The 22,373-nt window shown below is 62.5% G+C and carries 24 protein-coding genes and 1 tRNA gene; 18 read left to right on the forward strand and 7 right to left on the reverse strand.

Going from position 1 to position 22,373, the window contains the following annotated elements; all coding sequences use genetic code 11:
* Positions 1 to 51 precede the first annotated feature (51 nt).
* Complete coding sequence (locus tag NGM29_RS13475; protein ID WP_254156844.1) at positions 52 to 3,150, reverse strand: helix-turn-helix domain-containing protein; 3,099 nt, start codon at positions 3,148 to 3,150, stop codon at positions 52 to 54.
* Here NGM29_RS13475 and NGM29_RS13480 point away from each other — a divergent pair.
* The 3 genes from NGM29_RS13480 (at position 3,149) to NGM29_RS13490 (ending at position 4,260) form a co-directional block, all read left to right on the forward strand.
* On the forward strand, positions 3,149 to 3,727 hold the full coding sequence (locus tag NGM29_RS13480; protein ID WP_254156845.1) for a tripartite tricarboxylate transporter permease: 579 nt from the start codon (positions 3,149 to 3,151) through the stop codon (positions 3,725 to 3,727). The two genes, NGM29_RS13475 and NGM29_RS13480, sit on opposite strands and share 2 nt — an antisense overlap.
* An 82-nt stretch (positions 3,728 to 3,809) precedes the next feature.
* A complete protein-coding gene (locus NGM29_RS13485) occupies positions 3,810 to 3,989 on the forward strand; it encodes an HVO_2753 family zinc finger protein (protein ID WP_253436037.1) in 180 nt (59 codons plus the stop codon).
* Between the two features lie 4 nt (positions 3,990 to 3,993).
* Positions 3,994 to 4,260, forward strand: a complete 267-nt coding sequence (locus tag NGM29_RS13490; protein ID WP_254156846.1) for an elongation factor 1-beta — start codon at positions 3,994 to 3,996, stop codon at positions 4,258 to 4,260.
* Positions 4,261 to 4,466: 206 nt separating this feature from the next.
* On the opposite strand, the gene NGM29_RS13495 is transcribed toward NGM29_RS13490, so the two are convergent.
* Positions 4,467 to 5,288 carry a YihY/virulence factor BrkB family protein gene (locus NGM29_RS13495; RefSeq protein ID WP_254156847.1) on the reverse strand — a complete coding sequence of 274 codons (822 nt, stop codon included), beginning with the start codon at positions 5,286 to 5,288 and terminating at the stop codon, positions 4,467 to 4,469.
* A gap of 10 nt (positions 5,289 to 5,298) precedes the next feature.
* Positions 5,299 to 6,498, reverse strand: coding sequence for a cystathionine gamma-synthase (locus NGM29_RS13500; protein WP_254156849.1), 1,200 nt, complete (start codon positions 6,496 to 6,498; stop codon positions 5,299 to 5,301).
* Positions 6,499 to 6,669: 171 nt separating this feature from the next.
* Between NGM29_RS13500 and NGM29_RS13505 the strand changes: the two genes are divergently transcribed.
* The 9 genes from NGM29_RS13505 (at position 6,670) to asd (ending at position 14,260) form a co-directional block, all read left to right on the forward strand.
* Positions 6,670 to 6,960 (forward strand): 50S ribosomal protein L21e, encoded by a 291-nt coding sequence (locus NGM29_RS13505; RefSeq protein ID WP_254156850.1) that lies wholly within the window; start codon positions 6,670 to 6,672, stop codon positions 6,958 to 6,960.
* Positions 6,957 to 7,313, forward strand: a complete 357-nt coding sequence (locus tag NGM29_RS13510; RefSeq protein ID WP_254156851.1) for an RNA polymerase Rpb4 family protein — start codon at positions 6,957 to 6,959, stop codon at positions 7,311 to 7,313. The genes NGM29_RS13505 and NGM29_RS13510 overlap by 4 nt, the downstream gene beginning before the upstream one ends.
* A gap of 105 nt (positions 7,314 to 7,418) precedes the next feature.
* Positions 7,419 to 8,012: a DUF655 domain-containing protein gene (locus NGM29_RS13515; protein ID WP_254156852.1), complete on the forward strand. Its 594-nt coding sequence runs from the start codon at positions 7,419 to 7,421 to the stop codon at positions 8,010 to 8,012.
* A 126-nt stretch (positions 8,013 to 8,138) separates the two neighbouring features.
* Positions 8,139 to 9,053 (forward strand): 16S rRNA (adenine(1518)-N(6)/adenine(1519)-N(6))-dimethyltransferase RsmA, encoded by a 915-nt coding sequence (rsmA, locus tag NGM29_RS13520; RefSeq protein WP_254156853.1) that lies wholly within the window; start codon positions 8,139 to 8,141, stop codon positions 9,051 to 9,053.
* A 6-nt stretch (positions 9,054 to 9,059) separates the two neighbouring features.
* Positions 9,060 to 10,211: a mechanosensitive ion channel family protein gene (locus tag NGM29_RS13525; RefSeq protein WP_254156854.1), complete on the forward strand. Its 1,152-nt coding sequence runs from the start codon at positions 9,060 to 9,062 to the stop codon at positions 10,209 to 10,211.
* A complete protein-coding gene (locus NGM29_RS13530) occupies positions 10,211 to 10,789 on the forward strand; it encodes a HemK2/MTQ2 family protein methyltransferase (protein WP_254156856.1) in 579 nt (192 codons plus the stop codon). Before NGM29_RS13525 ends, NGM29_RS13530 begins: the two co-directional genes overlap by 1 nt.
* Before the next feature lie 186 nt (positions 10,790 to 10,975).
* The gene (locus tag NGM29_RS13535; RefSeq protein WP_254156858.1) at positions 10,976 to 11,977 is read left to right on the forward strand and encodes a 5-methyltetrahydropteroyltriglutamate--homocysteine methyltransferase; all 1,002 of its coding nucleotides are present in this window, start codon (positions 10,976 to 10,978) and stop codon (positions 11,975 to 11,977) included.
* The gene (locus NGM29_RS13540) at positions 11,974 to 13,053 is read left to right on the forward strand and encodes a methionine synthase (protein ID WP_254156859.1); all 1,080 of its coding nucleotides are present in this window, start codon (positions 11,974 to 11,976) and stop codon (positions 13,051 to 13,053) included. Before NGM29_RS13535 ends, NGM29_RS13540 begins: the two co-directional genes overlap by 4 nt.
* Before the next feature lie 172 nt (positions 13,054 to 13,225).
* Positions 13,226 to 14,260, forward strand: a complete 1,035-nt coding sequence (asd, locus tag NGM29_RS13545; RefSeq protein ID WP_254156861.1) for an aspartate-semialdehyde dehydrogenase — start codon at positions 13,226 to 13,228, stop codon at positions 14,258 to 14,260.
* Positions 14,261 to 14,296: 36 nt separating this feature from the next.
* Here asd and NGM29_RS13550 read toward each other — a convergent pair whose 3' ends face one another.
* Positions 14,297 to 14,725 carry a universal stress protein gene (locus tag NGM29_RS13550; protein WP_254156863.1) on the reverse strand — a complete coding sequence of 143 codons (429 nt, stop codon included), beginning with the start codon at positions 14,723 to 14,725 and terminating at the stop codon, positions 14,297 to 14,299.
* Between the two features lie 237 nt (positions 14,726 to 14,962).
* The gene (locus NGM29_RS13555) at positions 14,963 to 15,712 is read right to left on the reverse strand and encodes a fumarylacetoacetate hydrolase family protein (protein WP_254156864.1); all 750 of its coding nucleotides are present in this window, start codon (positions 15,710 to 15,712) and stop codon (positions 14,963 to 14,965) included.
* Positions 15,713 to 15,911: 199 nt separating this feature from the next.
* Here NGM29_RS13555 and NGM29_RS13560 point away from each other — a divergent pair.
* Both NGM29_RS13560 and NGM29_RS13565 read left to right on the forward strand, forming a co-directional pair.
* Positions 15,912 to 15,986 (forward strand) — tRNA-Glu (locus tag NGM29_RS13560).
* A gap of 230 nt (positions 15,987 to 16,216) precedes the next feature.
* On the forward strand, positions 16,217 to 16,663 hold the full coding sequence (locus tag NGM29_RS13565) for a response regulator (protein WP_254160561.1): 447 nt from the start codon (positions 16,217 to 16,219) through the stop codon (positions 16,661 to 16,663).
* A gap of 15 nt (positions 16,664 to 16,678) precedes the next feature.
* Here the strand turns inward: NGM29_RS13565 and NGM29_RS13570 are convergent, their stop codons facing one another.
* Positions 16,679 to 18,400, reverse strand: a complete 1,722-nt coding sequence (locus tag NGM29_RS13570; RefSeq protein WP_254156865.1) for a carbamoyltransferase family protein — start codon at positions 18,398 to 18,400, stop codon at positions 16,679 to 16,681.
* Positions 18,401 to 18,548: 148 nt separating this feature from the next.
* Between NGM29_RS13570 and NGM29_RS13575 the strand changes: the two genes are divergently transcribed.
* The 4 genes from NGM29_RS13575 to NGM29_RS13590 all read left to right on the forward strand — a co-directional run bounded on the left by NGM29_RS13575 (position 18,549) and on the right by NGM29_RS13590 (position 20,348).
* On the forward strand, positions 18,549 to 18,875 hold the full coding sequence (locus NGM29_RS13575) for a helix-turn-helix domain-containing protein (protein WP_425499148.1): 327 nt from the start codon (positions 18,549 to 18,551) through the stop codon (positions 18,873 to 18,875).
* On the forward strand, positions 18,872 to 19,138 hold the full coding sequence (locus NGM29_RS13580) for a DUF7521 family protein (RefSeq protein ID WP_425499149.1): 267 nt from the start codon (positions 18,872 to 18,874) through the stop codon (positions 19,136 to 19,138). Before NGM29_RS13575 ends, NGM29_RS13580 begins: the two co-directional genes overlap by 4 nt.
* Positions 19,139 to 19,598: 460 nt before the next feature.
* Complete coding sequence (locus tag NGM29_RS13585; RefSeq protein ID WP_254156866.1) at positions 19,599 to 19,874, forward strand: HalOD1 output domain-containing protein; 276 nt, start codon at positions 19,599 to 19,601, stop codon at positions 19,872 to 19,874.
* A 141-nt stretch (positions 19,875 to 20,015) separates the two neighbouring features.
* Entirely contained in the window at positions 20,016 to 20,348 is a 333-nt protein-coding gene (locus tag NGM29_RS13590; RefSeq protein ID WP_254156867.1) for a DUF7344 domain-containing protein, read from the forward strand.
* 1,005 nt (positions 20,349 to 21,353) lie between these two features.
* On the opposite strand, the gene NGM29_RS13595 is transcribed toward NGM29_RS13590, so the two are convergent.
* The gene (locus NGM29_RS13595) at positions 21,354 to 22,373 is read right to left on the reverse strand and encodes a tyrosine-type recombinase/integrase (RefSeq protein ID WP_254160567.1); all 1,020 of its coding nucleotides are present in this window, start codon (positions 22,371 to 22,373) and stop codon (positions 21,354 to 21,356) included.

Below are 22,373 nucleotides of genomic sequence, written 5' to 3' on the forward strand. Positions count from 1 at the left end.
GGTTCTCTAGTATCAATTACTATAAATCCATCTGATATAAGTGACATCCAGTCAGTCGGCGGCGGCCTGCCGTACGGCGGTTTTAATCGGCTGCTGCTTATTTACCGGACCCATTAACAGGTCTGAGTCGTCTTCATCGGGCGGCGTTTCACCGGTGAGTTTAGCTGCCAGCCATACCCACGGCCCGTACTCGTCGTGGTTAAGCAACGCCCACGGATCTTGCGGCCAGAAGAGGACGCCGCCGATCGGGTCCGATGGGTCGCCGTAGCGATCCGGTGGCAACGATTCGAGCAACAATGCGTCGACTGCGTCCAGGAACGACCCGTCGGCGAACGACGGAAGCACGGGGTCCGCGCGTTCCTCGCTCGTCGAGAATGAGAGGGCCAGTCGGTAGCCGTCGCCGGTGACGAGCAGGAGGCCCAGCGATTCCAGGTCCTCGCGATAGTTGTAGACGGTCTTCGGGGAGACGTCGGCCCGCTCTGCGAGCTCCGTTTTCGAGAGCGGTTCGTCGGCCTCGAGGAGCACCTTTACGATCTTGCCCGCCGAGTCCGTCCGGCGCTCGTCGGTCCCGAGATCGGGGACCAGGGCGCAGGCCTCGAGGTTCGCGAACGCGGTCCGGAGTTCGTCCGGTCGGATCTCTCGGCGGTCGGCTTCCGGCGAGAGGTAGCGGTGAAGGACGCGGGCCGCATCCTGGGGCGTCTCGATGAGAGCGTGCGTCGTCGCGACGGCCTCGCCGGTCGGCCGGAGGTTCTTGCGGGAGAGGATGCGCTGGAGGGTGTTGGCGTAGGCGACGCGGTCGGGTTCGGATCGGACGGGAATCTCGACACCGAACTCGGGAGCGTCCTCGTGGACCTCTTTGGGTGACTCCAGACGGTCTCGAAGCGGGTCCTCGAGTTTGTGGACGTCGGGGCCACGAAGAACGAACGAGCCGATGAGGGAACCAGTCGGATCTGCGGCGTCGACGGAGGGCGTCATGGCCGCCTCTCGCTTCTCCGTGCGGTCCTCGAAGAGTTGACGGTAGCAGGCGTGAGCGCCGTACAGCGATTGGATGGCCGCCGCGTGAGCTAGCGAGTCGGCGAACGCCTCGCGTTTCTCGAGTTTCAGACCTTCGGGAACGCGGATCTCGCGGTGGAGCGTGATATCCAGCGCCTCCAGGATGTGGGCGATCGTCCCCCAGAGACCATGTGCCGAGCGGACGATGGCCGACCGGAACGAATCCCGATCGTCACACTCGCCGCGCTTGAGCTGGGTCGTCAGTCTCGAGAGTTCTTCGCCCCACCCGATGAGGTTGTCCCGGAACGTCTGGCCGTCCTCGAGAGCCTCATCCGATGCAGCGCCGATGCACCGCGCATCGCGAACGATCGGGGCCGGGTCGTCGACCGACTCTAGGCGCGTTGGGGTCAGCACCCGGTCAACAAACTCCTCGCTGGCTAACGCCAGTGCACTGCTCACCGTCAATGGCAACGGCTCGCCCGCTCGTACGGCCACAACCGCCACCCGGCGCTCATCATCGTAGCTTACGTACCGGGTCTTCTGTTCGTGGTCCTCTATCCCCCCACGTACAAGCATCACGCCGCCGTTCCCGCCGCTTGCCGCCACCGCCGCGTGCGCCGCCGGCCCCAGGTAGCGGGTCCGGTAGTAGGCGGTGTTGTCTTCGCCGTCCTCTCCCCCACCCAATCCCGTCTCGGTGGTTACACGGCCCTGTCTGTCTTGTTTACCGCTGCCATTAACAGGTCTACTGGCGAAGTCGGAAATCGACCGCTGTCGTGCGGTTTCACGCTCGAATGTCTCGAGGACCTGTTCACCGAGTGGTCGGAGCTCGACTTTCTTCGAACACTGGGGACCGAAGCGGGTCACGAGATCGTCGTCGACGAACTCGCTGACAAGTTGGCGAACACGTGAATCGTTATCGCCCGGATAGAGGTCGTACAACTCCGCGTACGACAGAATACCACTCGAGTCGGCGTACAGTTCGCGGAGCATCGCGACCTCGAATGAGTCGGCCTCGAGGTCGCCGGCGATCGCCTTCGCGGTCTCATCGCTCGCTCCCGAGGCACGCTGACGACTGCACCACTCACTAACACCTGGGAGGTCGACGCGGTGGGAGTTGACGACCTTCGAGAGCGTGAATCCGCTCGCGACCACGCGGACGTCGAAACTGTCTGCCAGTACGGCGAGCAGGTGACAGACGTCGACGCGCTGGTCACGACGCCGGCTCTCGAGCCACGACTCCTCGACGATCACCGAGAGCGTCGCGTCCTCGGCAGCGCCGAGCAGTTGGGCGGCCGCAAGCAGGTCGTCGGTACTCGCCATCGGGCTGTCGGGAATCGACGGTACGAGTTCGCCCTCGAGCTGGCCGACAGCGTTCGCGTCACCGCGCGCGGCGTTGACGATCTCCGATCGGATCCAGTAGGGAATCCCGAGGTCCTCGAGGGCGTCGTACACGCCCGTGACGTCCGCGCCTGCGAAGAACTCCTTGACACTCTCGGCGAGTAGTGTTCGTACGCGTGCGTGTTCGAACAGTGACTCCCAGACAGCGGTCACGGTCGCGTCGGCGTCCAACTCGAGGATCGCGGCCGCCGAGACGGGCGGCTGGTCGGTCGGGGTGACCTCGCCGCGCGCGATGTCGTCCCGATCGGGCGGGGAAGCCCACGCCTCCAGGTCGTCCCGAATCCCGTTCTCGAACAGTTCGTGGTCAGGGTCCTCGAGGGAAACCAGGTCCGCGAGTTCGTCACCGGGGTCGGCACACCACTCGTCGACGAGGTCGGCGTAGCGCTCGCGTTCCTCGTCCATCGAGACGTCGACCAATTCCTCGAAGCGCGCGAAGTCTGAGACCTCGAGATCGACGTCGAAGCGGTCGACCACTGCCTCGGCGCGTTCCAATAGGTCAACTTCTTGCCGCCCGTACTGGCCGTTTTCGAGGACGAAGTCGTTGTACAGTGTCGCTTCGTCGGCCTCTTTCGCGTGGTAGCGCGATCGCCACTCGGCAGCGGCGTCCCGGGATCCGAGCGTCTTCTCACACCTCACCTTCTTCGGAGCACGCTCTTTCCCACAGTGGGGGCACGACACAGAACCCTGTGCGCGCCACCCAGTCTCGTGAATCCAGGTTTGGGTGCATGTCGAACACACGAGCACGTCGAAGTCGCTCATGCGCCGACCACCGCCGAGTTACCGGAGCGAGAACGCAGTCCACTCGCTGCTTGGGGTACACGAGTTCGAACCGAGGCATAGTCGAATTCTGAATCTCCGCGATCAGTCGGAACGGCTAACTGGTGGTCTGACGAATAGCGAGTACCAAACAGGGGGCCTGGAACGAGTCGCGATTTGCTGTTTTCACAGTTTTCACAACACGATCTTCGCTCTCTTCGCGCTCGTCGCTATCGGCCAGCCGCGTTCGGGTGTCATGGTCGCCTTCCAGCGCGTCGACGCGCCGCTCGAGCTACCGATTCTTCTCTCCGGCATCGTCCTGGCCGGCGTCATTGGGTTCGCGCTGGTGATCGTCGTCGGGGATGCCTACCTCGAGCTCGTCGGCCGGCTCGAGTACTGGCGAATTTCGGCGGCGGTGCTCTCGATGCTGGTCTGTCTCGCGTTCCTGTTCGCGGGCCCGATCGGCGTTCTCACGTTCGGCGTGGCCACCGTCGTCGGACTAGTTCTCGTCCGCCTGCAGGCCAGGCGGGTTCATCTCATGGGCGTGTTGATCGACCCGTTGGCTCTCTCCGGGCTCTGAGAAGCGACGAGGCTCGAGGCGCGAGTGACCGCCGGTAATCCGAAAGACAACCGTTAAAAGCGACGGGCGGGAAGAAGCGAGTATGAGTTCCACGGACCGACGGGAGACTCGCTCGTGCGTCTCCTGTGGGATCAACATCGCGGGCACGAACGCCGCGTCGTTCAAGTGCCCCGACTGTGGCGCACAGATCTACCGCTGTGCCAAGTGTCGCAAACAGAGCAACCTCTACGAGTGCCCCGACTGTGGGTTCCTCGGCCCCTGATACCATGGGAAAAGTAGCCGCCAAGATCAAAGTCATGCCGCAGAGTCCCGATATCGACCTCGACGCGCTCCAGGAGCGCCTCGAGACCGCCCTCTCGGAGGGGGCGAAAATCAACGGCGTCGAGCGCGAGGAAGTCGCGTTCGGCCTCGTCGCGCTCTACCCGACCGTGATCGTCCCCGACGGTGCCGGTGGCACTGAGGGTGTCGAAGAGGCCTTCAGCGAGGTCGAAGGCGTCGAGAGCGTCAACGTCGAGAACGTCGGCCGTATCTAAAGGGGCGACCGCCGAATTTTTCGTCTGTCGTCGATCATCGCAGCGACCGCGTTCGCTTCTCGAATCGGTGAGTGAGGAGTCGCGGTGACCAGGAGAGGTATGTGTTAGTCGTACTCGAGCCGGTGAGGTCGCCACTCGCATCCTCGAGAACGGATCGGTCGAATCCGCGATAACTGAGTCGCCCGAGTTTACGAGAACCGAGTCACTCAGTCGATTTCCCACCGGTCTTCGGCTTCGACGCGGTCGGCCTTGACGGCGTTGAGAACAACCCCGCCGAGCAGCGCCAGGGCCCCGACGTATAGCCAGGTCAGGAGCAACATGACGCCGCCCGCCACGCCGTACAGCTCGACGCTTTCGGAGGTCGTGAGGTAGAGGCGAAAGGCGAGCGCGCCCAGGGTCCACGAAATCGCCGCGAGGACGGCACCGCGAAGCGCTTCCCGGACCGTCACGGTAGGCGGACCAAACTGGTAGAACATCGGGAGGAACACGCCGAACAGCGCCCCCGCCAGGAGCGGGATACTCGCCAGCAAGGCTACCGTCTGCCCAGCGACGGCCACTAGCCCGATTTGCACGATGACCACCGAAGCGACGGCGAGGATCACCGTCACGAGGATCAATCCAGTGTCTCGAGCGGTCTGACGAAGCGATCGTTCCGCCTGGACGCCGTAAACGTGGCCGAACGCGCGGTTGATCGACTGGAACGTCGTGAACGAACTCCAGACGAGGATGGCGGCGGCGATCACCGCGGCCCGTCCTCGACCTGCCCCCTCGCCGATCATCCCGTTCATCGTCGAGACCAGCGAATCCGGATCGGCCCCGAACGCGGGTGCTAACAACTCCAAGGCGCTCTCGAGCCAGCCGACCGTCGTCATCCCGATGAGTGCGAAGATGACCAGCGGGATCAGGGCGTTGAAGATGTAGAACGCAACTCCGGCGGCGACGAGGGCGAACCCGTTCTCTCGAGCGACGGCGACGACGTGCCGGACGGTGGATTCGTCTACGGGGAGTGGTCGTTCGAGTTGGCTCATTCGGATTGGCTCATTCGAGCGCCCCTTCGATCGCCTGCTCGAGGTCCCCGATCAGGTCGTCGACGTGCTCGATGCCCACCGAGACGCGGATCAGGCTGTCGGTGAGTCCGGCCGCGATACGCTCTTCCCGTGGAATGGCCGCGTGGGTCATCGGCGCGGGCTGTTCGATCAGGCTCTCGACGCCACCGAGGCTCTCGGCGAGGGTGAACACCTCTGTGTTCGAGACGACGTCGCTCGCCTGCTCGAGCGTGCCGTCGAGTTCGAAGCTGAGCATGCCCCCGAAGTCGTCCATCTGCCGGGCCGCGATCTCGTGGCCGGGGTGGCTCTCGAGGCCGGGGTAGTAGACGCGGTCGACATCGGGGTGCTCGTCGAGCCACTGAGCGATCGCACGGGCGTTCTCGCAGTGGCGATCCATCCGGACGGGGAGGGTCTTGGTTCCGCGGAGGACGAGGAAGGCGTCGAAGGGTCCGGGTGTCGCGCCCACGGAGTTCTGGTAGAAGCCGAAGCGCTCGTCGAGGTCGGGGTCGTTCGTCAGGAGCGCCCCGCCGACGACGTCGGAGTGGCCGCCGAGGTACTTGGTGAGCGAGTGACTGACCACGTCGGCGCCCAACTCGAGTGGACGCTGGAGGTACGGTGTGGCGAACGTGTTGTCGATGGCGCAGATGGCGTCGTGCTCGTGGGCAATGTCGGCAGCCCCCTCGATATCCACGATAGACAGCAGCGGGTTGGTCGGGGTCTCGAGCCACAGGAGTTCGGTGTTGTCCTGGAACGCCGCGTCGATCGCCTCGAGGTCGGTCATGTCGACGAAGGTGAACTCGATCTCGTACTGCTCGTAGACCTGGGTGAAGATGCGGTGGGTGCCGCCGTAGACGTCGTTCCCGGTGACGACGTGGTCGCCGGACTCCAGCAGGTTGCAGACGGTGTTGATCGAACCCATGCCGCTCGAGAAACAGCGGCCGTACTCGGCACCTTCGAGGCTCGCGAGGTTGGCCTCGAGGTCGTCGCGCGTGGGGTTGCCAGTTCGGGAGTACTCGTAGCCGCGGTGGTCGCCGGGGCCGTCCTGTTCGTACGTCGAGTTAGCGAAAATCGGCGTCATGAGGGCGCCGGTTTCGTCGTCGGGTTCCTGGCCCGCGTGGATCGACCGGGTCTCGAAGCGGAACGTCCGTGCGCCGTCACCGTCATCGTCGTCGGTACCGCGATCGTCGCTCATACGTACGGAGGCAACCGCCGGCGGGATTACTGTTCCCTTTCTCCGTCGAGATTCCCAGCTACTCGATCACGAACTGCCTCACCTATAGCTTCCTCGAGCGGCTGCCGTGACTCGAGACGGGTCGAGAACGTGCGTTTTATAACCGTCACCGGTCAAGAGCGTCGTACGACTATGCCGAACTCGAACGGACCTCGTCAGGGAACCCGGCGAAAGCTCTCGAACAATCCCCGCGATCGCGGGACCTCGCCGCCGCAACGGGCGATTCAGGAGTACGACGTGGGCCAGAAGGTCCACCTCAAGATCGACCCGAGCGTTCCGAAGGGGCGCTTCCACCCACGATTCGACGGCCACACCGGTGAGGTCGTCGGCAAACAGGGCAAAGCCTTCAAAGTCGAGATCACCGACGGCGGGAAGGCGAAGACGCTGATCGTCACCGCTGCCCACCTCCGCGCCCAGGAATGACGATCTTCAAAGAGATCGTCGACGAGGAGTACCTGACGGTCTCGGAGACGAAGGACCTCCTCGAGGACATCGAAACCGAACGAGCGCTCGACGACGAGCGCGAACTGCGATACGAACTCGCGCGTGCCATCGAGCACGTCAACCGATTCGCCATCCTCGAGACCGAGGACGCGAACGCCCTCGTCGAGGACCTCCAGGACCTCGAGAAGGTCGACGAGCCGACGGCGTACAAAATCGTGAACCTGCTCCCGCGGGACCGACAGGAGCTTCGCACGGTGTTCGCCCAGCAGCGCTACTCCGTCTCGGGTGACGAACTCGACGAGATCCTCAACGTCATCGCGAAGTACGTCTGAGGCTGCCCGGGCGTTGACGTGTCCGACTTCGGCTCGCTGTGCGTCGGTCGCGCTATTCGTCGTTGAGCCGACTCTTTAAGTATTCCGTCGCCGTACCCCGAGTCAATGAGCGAAGCCGACAGCGATGAGACGGACGTGGACGTGCGCCGAGCGGTCGTGCTGGATTATCTAGCCCACGGGCTCTCCAATGGCCGCCGTCGCTACCAGCAGTCACCGGCCGGTTATGCCCTCGGCGTGGACGACTTCACGCTGTACCAGGTCGCCTTCGACGAGGACGCTCGGCTCACGATCGGCACCAGAGTCGTCGTCGAGCCCCAAGCAGAGCGCGACGTCGTCGAGGAGTGTCACCCCGTCGAGTACGACGACCTCTCCTCGGGTGCCCAATCGGAACTCGAGTACGTCATCGCCGACCTCATCGAGGAGAACGAACAGCGGTTCGTGGACTTCTACAACGATGCCCAGCCGATCACTCTCCGGCTCCATCAGCTCAACCTGTTGCCGGGCATCGGGAAGAAACTCCGAAACAACATCCTCGACCAGCGAAAGCGAAAACCCTTCGAGAGCTTTGAGGACCTCGAGGATCGGGTTTCGGGACTGCACGACCCCGACGAGGTGCTGGCGAATCGGATCCTCGAGGAGTTGCGGGACGAGGACCTCAAGTATCGGACGTTCGTGGGCCGCAATCAGCGAGACGAGTAGCGCACTCTCTCCTTCTCGCCTTCGCCTCCGGTCACGAGCGACGGCTATACACACGACGGTTATTCACGCGAGCGACGTGCTCTCGAGACGGTGCGTTTACGGCCCCCTGCCACCTACGCCCGGGCAATGAGAGATCCAGACGGGTTAATCGCGAGGGCGGGGGTTCGCGGTGATCCCGACCGCGATCAACACTTTCTCGTCGACGATCGCGTCCTCGACCGGTTGCCGACGTATCTCGAGCTGTCAAACCGCGACGCGTCGCCAGGTGGTAGCGAGGAATCGACCGAATCGACCGACCCGATCGAATCGGCCGAATCCACCCGCGAGGTAACGAGCCACCTCCTCGAGATCGGCGGCGGGACGGGTGCGCTCACGGACCGACTGCTCGCCGTCGCCGACGAAGTGACCGTCGTCGAACGAGACCGTCGGCTGGCCGCGTTTCTCGAGGATGAGTTCGCCGAAGAGGTTGCGGCCGGCCGCCTGACCGTCATCCAGGGCGACGCCCTCGAGGTCGACCTGCCTTCCTTTTCGGCGTCGGTGTCGAACCTGCCCTACGGCGTCTCGAGCCAGATTGCCTTTCGACTCCTCCCCGAAAAGCGTCCACTCGTCCTGATGTTCCAGAAGGAGTTCGCCGAGCGAATGGTCGCCGAGCCGGGGACGCCCGAGTACGGGCGGCTGTCGGTCTCGGCCCAACACTTCGCGGCCGTCGAAATCGTCGAGACGATCCCGAAGGAGGCGTTTTCGCCGCCGCCGCAGGTAGAGAGCGCGGTCGTCCGGTCGACCCCGCGGACGCCCGACTACGAGGTCGCTGACGAGGCGTTCTTCTTGCGGTTCGTCAAGGCGGTGTTCACCCAGCGACGGAAGACGATGCGAAACGCGATTCGAAATACGGCTCACATCTCGGGGCTCGAGGATGCAGACGCCGTTGTCGAGGCGGCAGACGAGGACCTTTTGGGCAAACGAGCGGGGGCCGTCACGCCCGCCGAGTTCGCCGAACTGGCGACGCTCGCCGACGAGGTGGGCCGTTCGGATGAGAGGTGAGAATCCGTGGTAGACGCGTTCACTGGGCTCGAGTGGCTCGAAAACACGTTCCACACCCAGATCCAGAAGGGAGTGGCGACGGCCGTCGTTACGGGGCTGTTTCTGCTCGTGTTGGTTTTCCATCGACGACTCCAGTCCTGGATTTCCGACCGCTCGAGGCCGCTATACGCCGACATCGTTGCGACGATTCTCCTGTTCGGGACGGGGGGATTGGCGCTATACGTGGCCGTCGGGGTCTGGGGGGCGACCGAGGAACTGTCGACGGTCCTCTCGCGATTCGACCCGGACGGGACGTTCCTCCCTCGAGTGACGGCATCGTTCGTGATGGTCGTGCTGACCTACATCGTCTGGCGATTCGTGAGGCGGCTGTTACACGACGTGGTGGCTTCCTCGACGACGGTCACGAAACACCAGGAAGAGGTGTCAAATCGCGTCATCCAGGTCTTCATCTGGTCCGTCACGCTCGTGATCGTCCTCAGTATCTGGATCGACGACCTCAGCGGACTCCTTGTCGGGGCCGGGTTCCTGGGCATCGTCGTCGGTATGGCCGCCAGGCAGACCCTCGGTGCGTTACTCGCCGGGTTCGTCCTGATGTTCTCCCGGTCGTTCGAAATCGGTCACTGGGTCGAGATCGACGGGCGGGAAGGGACGGTCACGAACATCTCGATCTTCAATACGCAGATTCAGTCGTTCGACGGCGAGTACATCATCGTGCCGAACGACGTCGTCACGACGAGCATCGTCACGAACCGCTCGAAGAAGGGCCGCCTACGCATTGAGGTCGAAGTCGGCGTAGACTATAGCGTCGACGTCGACCAGGCGGCGACACTCGCTCGAGACGCCCTCGAGCCGATCGAGGAGGTGATGGACGTTCCCGAGCCGATGGTCGTCACGAAGCACTTCGGCGAGTCGTCGGTCGTCCTGGGCGTTCGCTTCTGGATCGATCGGCCGAGCGCGCGACGGCGCTGGACGGCCCGGACGAAGGCCATCAGCGCGATCAAGACCCAGTTCGAGGAAGCCGACGTCAAGATCCCGTACCCACAGCGGGAATTGAGCGGACGCGAGGAGACCGACGGATTTCGAATGCGAGTGGACGAACCGGTGAACGAAACGACAGCTCGAGGGACTGCCTCCAGTCGGCCGTCGGAGGACGACTGATGGGAAAGGATCTCGCCGAGCGTCGCGGCCTCGAGACCGACGTCTACCAGCCGGCAGAGGATTCGCAATTGCTCGCGGACGCGGCCTGTGACCGACTCGAGACGGAGGATCTGGTCCTCGAGGTCGGCACCGGTTCGGGGTACGTCGCCGACCGGATCGCCACCGAGGTCGGGGCACGAGTCGTTGCCGCCGACGTCAATCCGTACGCGACAAGGAACGCGCGCGACCGTGGGCTCGAGGCGGTACAGGCGGACCTCGTCTCGCCGTTCCGAGCGGACACCTTCGACGCCGTCGCGTTCAACCCGCCGTACCTGCCCACGGACCCGGACCACGAGTGGGACGACTGGATGGAGCGCGCGCTTTCGGGCGGCGAGGACGGCCGGGCGGTGATCGATCCGTTCCTCGAGACGGTGTCCCGGGTACTGGCCCCCGGCGGCGTCGTCCTCCTGCTGGTCAGCAGTCTCACGGGGGTCGACGCGGTGGTCGAACGCGCGGGCGAGGAGGGATTCAGTGCGGTCGCCGTCGCCGACGAGTCGTTCCCGTTCGAGACGCTGACGGTGCTCGAACTGGTTCGGTAATTGGGTCCGGAATTTAACTTCTGTGGCCATTCGCGTTTCGAGGTAACTGCATCGAGCGAGAGTTCCGCCGTTTCGACGCCGTCCTCGAATAGATTGAATGCCTTCTCGAGCCCACTTCAGATAACTCGTAGGCATACGAGTGTATGGAAAATATTAAGCACCAGCATAGCCTAGCCTCGTCTACGCATGACCGAGTACGTATCGACCACGCCGGGGCTGTTTCCGCTCCCGGACTGGGCGAAAGACGATTTATCCGACGCGAAAGGACACCAGAAACACGACCTCATCAGCGGCGACGAGGGTGAGACGGTCACGAGTGTCTACGATGAGGCGCGCGCCGAGGTCGTCGAGACCCAGGTCGAGGCCGGACTGGACCTGATCTCGGAGGGCCAGCTTCGCTGGGACGACATGCTCGCTCACCCGCTGACCGTGCACGACGCCGTCGACACAGGGGGCATTGTCCGCTACTATGACAACAACAACTTCTATCGCGACCCCGTCGTCACCGACGACCTAACGTTCTCGGGCGACGTCGCAGGCGAACTCGAGGCCGCCGCCGCGTTGACGGAGGAACCGCTCCAGGCCGTCCTCCCCGGCCCGTACTCGCTTTTCGACCTGGCTACCGACGACCACTACGGCGACGAGGAGACGTTTCTCGCGGCCGTCGCGGACTTCCTGGCCGGCGAGGTCGACGCGTTCCCGGCCCACGAGACGCTGTTCCTGCTCGAGCCGTCCCTCGTCGAGAACCCACCCGGTGACGGCCTCGACGAACTCGCGAGCGAGGCGGTCGATACCGTCGCGAACGCGACCGACGCCGAAGTCATCGTCCAGCCGTTCTACGGGGCGCTCGAGGAGAAGGTCTACGCCCATCTGCTCGACGCCGACTTCGATGCGCTCGGGTTCGACTTCGTGACCGAACAGGACCAGAACCTCTACAACATTCAGGAGTACGGCGCGACCGACGACGTTTCGCTGGGACTGGCCGACGGCCAGAACACCCTCCTCGAGGAACCCGAAGCGATCCGCGAGCGGGCCGACTGGGTGTTCGACCAGATTCCGGTCACCGACTTCGAGACGACGTACCTGACGACGAATACCGAGACGTTCTACCTGCCGTACGCGAAGTTCGAGGCGAAACTCGAGGCGCTGGCCGAGGCCGCCGCGCTCGCGGAGGTGACCCACGCATGAGCCAGCACCAGAACGCGAACAAAGACCAGTTCCGACCCGAGGACCACGCGGCCGAGCACTTCCTGCTGACGACGGTCGTCGGCAGCTACCCCAAGCCCAAGTGGCTTAACCGGGCGAAGGAACTGTACCGGGACCCGGAGCACGGCTTCGACGCCGACGACTACCAGGAGGCCAAAGACGACGCGGCGCGTCTCATCACGAACGAACACGAGCGCGCTGGCCTCGACGTGGTCGTCGACGGCGAGATGCGGCGCAACGAGATGGTCGAGTACTTCGCTCACCGGATCGACGGTTACGAGTTCAACGGCCCCGTCAAGGTCTGGGGCCACAACTACTTCGACAAACCCTCCGTCGTCAGCGAGGTCGAGTACGACGAGACGTGGCTGGTCGACGAGTACGAGTTCACGGCATCGGCGACCGACCGCCCGGTGAAGGTCCCCATCACGGGCCCGTACACTCTCGCGAACTGGTCGTTCAACGAAGCCTACGACGACGAAGAGTCCCTCGCGTACGACCTCGCGGACCTGGTCAACGAAGAGATCGCAAAGCTCGTCGAGGCTGGCGCTCGCTACATCCAGATCGACGAACCGGCCCTCGCGACCACGCCCGACGACCACGCCATCGTCGGCGAGTGTCTCGAGCGCATCGTCGCCGACATCCCCGAGGACGTGCGAATCGGCCTCCACGTCTGCTACGGGGACTACTCCAGGATCTATCCCGAAATACTGGAGTTCCCCGTCGACGAATTCGACCTCGAACTCGCCAACGGCGACTACGACCAGCTCGAGGTGTTCAAAGACCCCGAGTTCACCAAGGACCTGGCCTTCGGCGTCGTCGACGTCCACGACGCCGAGGTCGAGTCGGTCGAGGACATCGAGCGCAACATCGAGAAGGGCCTCGAGATCGTCCCTCCTGAACAGCTGGTCGTCTCGCCCGACTGCGGCGTGAAACTCCTCCCCCGTGAGGTCGCTTACGGCAAGATGAAGAACATGGTCGAAGCCGCCCGCAACGTCGAGAAGCGACTCGACGAGGGCGACCTCGAGGTACAGTCGCGAGCGGCGCCGGCGGACGACTGAGCGGCCAGACTGTCTCGTTCTCAGCTGATCCATTTTGGCCGACTCGTTCTCGATGTGATCGTCTCCTCTTCCTCATCCTCGAGCGACTGCCGTCCACGTCACGAGCCCCCGAACCACTGCAAACCGTGACACCATCCAAACCGTTTTGCGCGCCCGGTTCCCAGGGCCGACAATGACCGTACGAGCAGGCATCCTCGGCGCCACCGGCGCCGTCGGACAACGACTCATCCAGCTCCTCGAGCCACACCCCGACTTCGAAATCGCGACGCTCACCGCCAGCGACTCGAGCGCGGGCAAACCCTACCGCGAGGCCGCGAAGTGGCGCGTCGACACGCCGATTCCGGACACCGTCGCCGACGCGACCGTTACCGAAACTGACCCCGACGCCGTCCCCGACGACGTCGACCTCCTCTTCTCCTCGCTCCCCTCGAGCGTCGGCGCCGCCGTCGAACCCGGCTTCTGCGAGGCGGGCTACGTCGTCTCCTCGAACTCTTCGAACGCCCGGATGGCCGACGACGTGCCGCTGATCATCCCGGAGGTCAACGCCGACCACCTCGACCTTCTCGAGGTCCAGCGCGACGATCGCGGCTGGGACGGCGCCCTCGTCAAGAACCCGAACTGCTCGACGATCACGTTCGTGCCCACCCTCGCTGCCCTGGCCGAGTTCGACCTCGAGCGCGTCCACGTCGCCACCCTCCAGGCGGTGTCAGGAGCCGGCTACGACGGCGTCACTTCGATGGAGATTATCGACAACGCCATCCCCCACATCGGGAGCGAGGAGGAGAAACTCGAGACCGAATCGAAGAAGCTCCTGGGCACGTTCGACGGCGCGGAACTCGACCTCCACGGCGTCGACGTCAGCGCCTCGTGTAATCGCATTCCGACGCTGGACGGCCACCTGGAGAACGTCTGGGTCGAGGCGAGCGACGACCTCACGCCCGAAGCCGCCGCCGAGGCACTCGAGGCGTACCCCTCGCTCGACCTCCCCTCCTCGCCGGAGCCGCTGATCCACGTCTTCGAGGACTTCGAGCGACCCCAGCCTCGCCTCGACCGTACCCTGGGGGAGGGAATGGCAATCTCCGTGGGCGGGCTCCAGGAGTCGACCTTCGGCCTGCAGTACAACTGCCTCGCTCACAACACGATTCGCGGGGCGGCGGGGGCGAGCGTGCTGAACGGCGAACTGTTGCTCAAGAACGGCTACCTCTAGGTTTCGACGCCGACTACGGGCTGACTGCGGGCCGACTCAATCCTCGACCGGCAACACCAGCACCGGGAGCGTCGCCTCTCTGATCAGCCGTCGGCTCGTATCGCCGCTCAGCATCTCGACTAACCTACTCCCCTTCCGTGGGACGAACGCGACTCCGTCGGCTCCGCGGTCGTCGGCGGCCTCGAAGATGGCGTCGACCACGTCCGTCCCGTACAGGACCTCCGTCTCGACGCGGGCACCCGTCTCCTCGAGCGGACCGCGCGCTCGCGAAAAGACGTCGTCGGCGAACTCCCGTCGGGCCTCGAGCGGCGCCTTGTCCGGCGCACCGCCTGCCTTCTCGATGACGTGGACGACCAGGACGGTGTTTTCCGGACCGATTCGCGGGGCGAGCGCTCTGGCCGTCCGCTCCGCGTCGTCGGGGTCGGCTGCCGGAACGAGGATGGGGCCGTCGAACGTGATCGTCATCAGCGAACACCCGGCAAGCGGTGATCCGGTTTTCGAATCGAGGGCTCGTCGCAGTGATTCGCAACTCGTTCCATATGCCTGCGTTCGGTTTCGGGGACGATAAAGGTCCGGCGAGATTCACTCTCCGAAGGACTGTCACGGTTGGCCAGGTCTGTCAGTGGTCCCACGCCACGGAGGCGAGTATTGGCCACGTCTCGAGCCCGTGGCGACAGCCCAGCCGATCTGGAGTGACGCCCTTCACCGACTTTCGTCGGGAACCCGAACCTCGTGTGCGAGCGTCCCCACGCCCTCGACCTCGATTTCGACCGTATCGCCGTCCTCGAGCGGTCCGACGCCCTCGGGGGTACCGGTCGCGATCACGTCGCCGGGCTCGAGCGTGAGGTAGGTCGTGATCTCCGCGATGAGTTCTGGAATTGAGAAGATGAGTTGGGAGCGCGAGCCGTCCTGTTTCAGCTCGCCGTTAACGCGCGAGCGGACGAACGCGTCGTCGGGCACTTCGTCGAGCGTCGCGAGCACGGGACCGATGGGTGCGGCGCCGTCGAACGCTTTCCCGCGGACCCAGTTTTTCTCCTGGCGCTGGTCGTCGCGGTTCGAGAGGTCGTTGACACAGGTGAACCCCTCGACGACGTCCATCGCGTCCTCGACCGGGACGTGCCGACACTGCTCGCCGATGACGACGCCGAGTTCGGCCTCGTAGTCGATTCGCTCCTTCCCGCCGGGAACGGTGACGGTATCGCCGTGGGCCGCCAGCGTGTTCGGCGGCTTGAGAAAGAGCAACGGGCGGTCGGGGACGTCCGAGTCCATCTCTGCGGCGTGGTCGGCGTAATTGCGTCCGATGCAGACGACTTTCGAGGGCTCACACGGCGGGAGAACGTCGATTTCGTCGCTCTCGAGGTCGTAGCTGTCGGACCCGAACTGGACGCGGTCGTTCTCGAGTCGGCCTCGTCGAATCGCTCCGGCTGGATCGCGGAATCTGACGAATTTCATGCTGTACGTGCGTGCTCGCGCGCCTGGACGAAAAGCGTTGAGAAGGTGGCGAAGGCTCCCGGTGGAAGTGGGACTCGAGGCGCCCCAGCGGATGATTCGATGCGCTAGCGGAGGACTCGAGGCGTTCGTCACGGGCTATCATCCTCGCCGCGGAACGGAACGCTTTTTACTAGCCCCGGGAAACGATTGGATGCGACCCGCTCCGTTGGTGTAGTCCGGCCAATCATTTCGGCCTTTCGAGCCGATGACCTGGGTTCAAATCCCAGACGGAGCACTCTTCTGTGGACCACCGTGCGAAGCAGGCCTGGCTCCCGCGCGTCTCGCCGTTTTCACACAGATTCTCTCGCTGCTCGACGGATAGACAGGACACTTACCTACGACGGTAGCCGTTACTACTGACTTGTAATTCACGTGAACACCGCAGCCGAAGCGTTCGTAGGATATCTCGAGTCCGATCACTACTGGGCCGATATACTCATTTACCCCATCTACCGACTAGAGACGATGAAAGAAGGCGAACCCTCGGCCGACATTCTCCTCGTCGAGGACAATCCGGGTGATATTCGGCTCGTCACCGAGGCGTTCGCGACCGGCGACAGCGAGAGTACGCTGCACGTCACAAAAGACGGAATCGAGGCGCTCGAGTTCTGCCATCGGCGCGGTGCGTACGAGGACGCGCCGCGCCCGGATCTCGTCGTACTCGACCTCAATATACCTCGGAAACACGGAGTGGAAGTACTCGAGGAACTCAAATCCGATCCCGACCTCATGACGATTCCGGTGATCGTACTCACCAGCTCGGAGAGTCACGAGGACATGCGCCAATCGTACGAACGCCACGCGAACGCCTACGTCACCAAACCGGTCGACCCCACCGAGTTCATCGAGACGATCCAGTCGCTCGAGACGTTCTGGCTCTCGGTCGTTCGATTACCGACGTGGGTGCGGTAGTCGGCGACTCGCGTTCTACGCCGACTCTTTCTCCACGACGAGATCCTCGAGGACGAGCACGTCCAGTCCCATTCCGTAGAAGTCCTTGATCGCGTGCGTCGGCGTTCTGACGATCGGTTCGGCGTGGTCGTTGAACGACGTGTTGAGGACGACGGGAACGCCCGTGATGTCGGCGAACTCGGAGATGAGCCGGTGATATCGTGGATGCTGGTCTTCGCGTACCGTCTGGGGTCGCGTCGAATCGTCGGCGGGGTGCAAGACGGCCTCGAGATCCTCGACCGTCTCCGGGTTTGCGTCGAACGCGTCGATCATGAACGGGGCCGGTTCCCCGTCGGTCAGGTACTCCTCGGCGGCCGACTCGAGCATCGACGGCGCGAAGGGACGCCACTCCTCGCGGTGTTTGACGAACCGATTGACTCGGTCGCGTGAGGCTGCCGTTCGCGGATCGGCGAGGATACTACGAGAGCCGAGAGCCCGCGGCCCGAGTTCCATGCGACCCTGGAACCAGCCGACCAGGTCGCCATCGGCGATCCGTTCGGCGACGTAGCGCTCGAGGTCGTCGGGTTCGACGTAGGAGAGTTTGTTCGTCTCGAGGGTCGACCGAATCTGCTCGGTTTCGTACTCGGGGCCGAGATAGACGTGCGTCTGCCGGTCGACGTTGATCGGCCGCTGGCGCGCCCAGCCAGCCCCCAGTGCGAGGCCGGCGTCGTGAGCGACGGGCTGGACAAACGTCTCTTCGACGACGGGCAACTCGCGAACGCGCTGGTTCAACTTGCAGTTGAGCGCGACGCCGCCGGCCATGGCGACCTTTCCAGTCCCGAAGCGGTCGACGGCCGTTTCGACGATGTCGACGACGGTCTCCTCGAGCAATTTCTGGGCCGTGTGAGCGAGGTCTTTCTCCCACTGGTCGAACTCGTCGGACGTCTCGCTTCGGGGGCGGTCGAACGCCTCCTCGAGCGCTTCCACGCCGTGGCCAGTCCCCCAGCGTTTCGTCAGGCTGGTCACGTCGTAGTCGACCCCCGTTTCGATCAGCGTACGGAGCGTGTGTTCGATTTCGGTGTTGTCCTCGCCGTACGGTGCCAGTCCCATGACCTTCCCCTCACCGTTGAACATGCGGTAGCCGAGGTACTCCGTGATGATGGCGTAAAACAGTCCGAGGCTATTGGGGTGTTCGTACGTCCGAGCCCGCCGAAGGCCGTCCTCGGTGGCGTGCCAGACGACCGTCGAGTCGTACTCGCCTTTCGCGTCGATCGTGAGAACGACCCCCTCGTCGAACCCCGAGGGATGGAACGCGCTCGCCGCGTGGCATCGGTGGTGAGCGATCGTCTCGACCGGCGGCAACGGCGTACCGAAGGCCTCGAGGCGACGCTCGATCTGTCGCGTCGGCAAGAATCGGCTCCGAACCTCCGTGACGAGCGCCTCCTCGAGCGCAGACAGCGTCCGACCGATCCCCGGGGCGCGAATTGCGTCGGTCACGTAGTGAGCGGTGATCTTCCCACGGAGCGTCGGATCGTAGGGCAAGACGATACGATCGAGATCGGTAATATCCAGGTCACGGTACTCGAGACACGCCTCGATAGCATTGGAGGGGAACGTTTCCGTCGCGTGTTTCTCTCGTGTGTAGCGTTCTTCCTCGACGCCGAATACGGGGACTCCGTCCTCGAAGAGAACCGCACTGGGATCGTGCTGGCCGTACAGTCCGATCGCGGGTTTAAATGCGAGTAGATAATCCGTCATGGTGGCGACTGGTTTCGATACTCGTACCGAATCGAGAGATACACAAAACACCCATGGTCTTTTGCTGGACTGGAAAATCGCAGCTTATTTGCCGACGTTGGGTGACCGATTGGCCGTGAACCAGGAGGCAATGGGAGATTCGTCGGATATGTTTCAGGTCCTGGCGGACGACTACGCCCGTCGAATCCTCGTCGCGGCTGACGACGGGCCAATGACCGCAAAAGCGCTCAGTGACGCGTGTGACGCCTCGCTCGCGACGGTGTACCGTCGGGTCTCTACGCTACAGGACCACGGACTTCTCGACGAGCGGACGTCGATCGATTCGGATGGAACGCACAGACGCGAGTTCGAAACCGTCCTCGAGGGACTCCACGTCGATCTCTCGGAAGGCGAGTTTACGCTCACTGTCGATACCTGCGATACGTTAGCGGACAACTTCACGGAACTCTGGGACGATATGCGAGTATCACGATGATCGGGCCATCGCTCGTCGCCGCTAAACTGATCACGTTCGTCCTGGGACTGGCAGTCGCGTTGCTCGCCTACCACGGCTACCGTCGGAACCAGAGTCAGCCGATGCTATACGTCTCGGCGGGATTCGTGTTCATCGCTGGCGGGGCGATCTGTGAGGGGCTCATCTATCACACGTTCGGCTTCTCGATTCTCTCGGCCGGGCTCATCCAATCGGCGATTGTCTCGAGCGGACTGGTGCTCGTGCTCGTGTCGCTCGTGAAGTAACGGGCGCAGTACTCTGTGTGCTGTCAATACTGTCGTCGTCGTTCGACGGCCGATTCGAGCCTCGATCCAGGTGCGTTATTTTCTGGTTCTGGTGCACCGCACCTCGAGGCGTCACCAAGGCACCCAACAGCGGTTGGCCTATTCGTCGAGCGCTGTTGTTGGTTCTGCTCGCACCACGTTCTCGACGTCGCGCCCGAGGACGTCTCGCCCTGGGCGTTGCGTCTGGGACGTCGAACCGCTGCCAAGACAGCACTTCGGATGTGACGGAAACAGACACCGGCTTCGCGAGACGCCCACCGAGCACTAGTGCGGAACCTACTCGTCGGGAGCGTAGCGAAGGCGCAAAGAAGAGACCAGTTGTAGCAATAGTATCGTAGAGAGATTGTGTATTACACGGCTGAGAGTGCCGTTTTCTGTCGTTTGACGGCAAATATTTCCCTCTGAAGTCGCAAGTAGATGCATGGGGGGTAACAATGCGGATGACGGTTCGGTACGGGAGGAATACGACTGGTCGGTGACGAGGCCGAGCATCGCCGTAATCGACGCCGTTGCGCACGCTGAAGACGTCGAAATAACCGACGTTTCGTCCGCTCTCGATACGACATTGTACGATCAAGTCGATCCGGACGCTCTCGATACCCTCGTCTCCGCTTCTGATCACGTTTCGATCTCCTTCTCTGTCGACGATTACGACGTCCAGATTGAGGGAGACGAGGTCGTCGTCAGTGACGAATAGTCCAGCTCTCGATTTTTGCCCGATCCACGTCTGGCGAATAGTTGATTCGACGCAGGTAGGCCGATCGGATGTAATTGAATGAGAATAACGTGAGAGAGTGGTGGTGGAGAGCGTTAAATGGTAACACGGCAAATATTGCATATGGTTACGTTGGACGAAATCTTTGAACTGTTGGAAGATCAACGACGGCGATATGCTTTGTATTGTCTCTACGAAAAAGACGGCCCAGTAGCCGTTTCTGAAGTGGTAGAAAAAATAGAGACGTGGGAAGACGACCCGCCGGAGGCGGATGGGAGTCTTGATCGATTCGAAGAGATCGCTCTCGATCTGAAACACGTCCACCTGCCAAAATCTGCTGAAGTGGATTTCATCCAGTACGACCGGGAACAGGGTCTCATCCAGGTCCAGGGGTCACCCGAGGAGTTTGACGCCCTGCTCACTATCGCAAAGATAGTGGAAGAACCGGAAGAATGAGGCGAAGTTCTGGCTCAAGCAGACACCAGAGTTGTCTCCTCCTCACCGTTGGAAGTAGATTCTTTAGCTCGAGAACGCCTCCATCGTTGACGGCGCGAATTACGAACGTGTCCCGGTTCCGTCCTAGACGTGTCTTCCCGTTACAACGATACTGTCGCCCTCACGTACTCGTTGAGGAGTTTGACAGAACCACATTAGAAGATGCTACCATCAAAGAACCCGTCACTATTTCCACTTCGTTCAGATGGCTCTTTACCGAAATCCTCCTTTCGTTTGTGGATGAATATAACCTCCTGTTGATTCATACGGAATCCAGACGGTCCCCTGTATTGATTTTTCAACTGGCGCCAGCATCCAGATCCTGGATTCCACAAGCACAGACTATCACAAATGGGTACTCCCTCAGATAGTTCTTAATCTGGCCCTCGAGTTTGTTTCGCTGACTGTTGGTAATATCCCGCCTCAGTTCAATGCCAACGAGATCATCTACGACGACATCAGCTCTTGCCTTTCCTCGCTCGGTAGATACGGGGAGATCGCGTTATTGGGCCATTCCACCAAGAAGACCCATCCCTCCCCTTCCCTGGGTTTCGTTTAACTGTTGATCCAGGTAGTCTTGAAGCTCACTTTGAAATTTCCGCTCGTGTCCGTATGCCTTCCTGGGAATCCAGGCCTCTACGAGCTCAATAACACGGTCGAACGTCTGTTGATCACTGCCCATCATATGTTTCTCACACTACATCTGCAGTAGAGAGTACTTGAAACTTGCCGGAATTTCTGATTGATTCGAGATTCTATACAAAGTGGATTCGATAATGAGGATAGGTCGAAGGGATTTGAACCACAGTCGCAGAAAAGCTGCTCCCTGGTTCAAATCCCTCCGAATCACATACCTGCCGCTCACGTGTTTGTTCGCGGCAGAGGGATGGGGTCGGAGGGACGTGCGCTAGTGGGTTGAACTGCACGGTCCGGCCTGAGCGGTACACATTTCGGGCGAATTTGTGGCTAATCATTGTCTTCAATGTCAAGGTTCAGAGTGATCTCTGCACGAAGCTGTTCGAACTCCTCCCGCTCGGCGGCCTTGTAGTAGTGGCGCCGGATCGTCTCGGGACGGGCGTTCACTCGCTTCGCGACGGTTTCGATGTCGAGTCCGTGAAGGAGCTGCCAGGTGATCGAACCCGTTCGGATAGCGTGTGGGCTCCTCGAGGACGGGCACTTGCTCCCGTGATTTCGTCGAGTGTAATCGCAGGTCTCACGACGGTTTCCGTGCGGACACTGCTCGACGTGACACGGTTGGGTAGCGAGGTACGACCAGGCACGGAACGTCGTATCCGATGGTCGTCCCTGTCGACAGCAAAAGAGCGGCTGTCGGCCCTCGTCGTCTCGCTTGTCGAAGTGCTCTCGAGCGATATACGTCCGTAGGGCTCTCACGACGGGTTTCGAGATTCCGACGACGCGCTCACCTTCCTCCTTGTTTTTCAGGAGCGTCGGTGGCCGATGACGGAACTCGAGCGTCTGGCGATCGGGGTCGAAGTCCTGCAAGTCGAGCGCACGAATGCCGCTCATTCGAGCGCCGACGTGCCAGGCGACCTCGAGGAAGGCGTGCTTCGGCCGTCCGAACCAGTCCGTCGATTGGCGATAAAACGACAGGAGCGCCTTCGCGTCCGCGACTTCGAGCTTCGTATCGCTCGATTCCTCCTGTCTACTCAGCGTCGGGACGTTCACCTTGTCGGGGAGATCGTCGTCGACGACGTCGACGGACGCGCAGTAATCGAGGAGTTGCTTCACGGCCGTTAACTGGCCTCGTAGTGTCGCCGGAGCAACGCCAGTAGCCTCTCGAGCGGCCCGGTACTCGTCGAGGTCCCAACCCGAGAGGTCGGACATCGACTCGATGCCTTCCTCCTCGGTCCACTCGACGAACCGAGTCAACCGGTTCCGGTAGCTTCGAACCGTTTTCTCGGTGTTCTCCTGCTTTCGGCGGGAAAGGAATCGATCGCGAGCGTCTCGAGGTGAGAGGTCTCGCAT

Source organism: Natronosalvus rutilus (genome assembly GCF_024204665.1).
GTDB lineage: Archaea > Halobacteriota > Halobacteria > Halobacteriales > Natrialbaceae > Natronosalvus > Natronosalvus rutilus.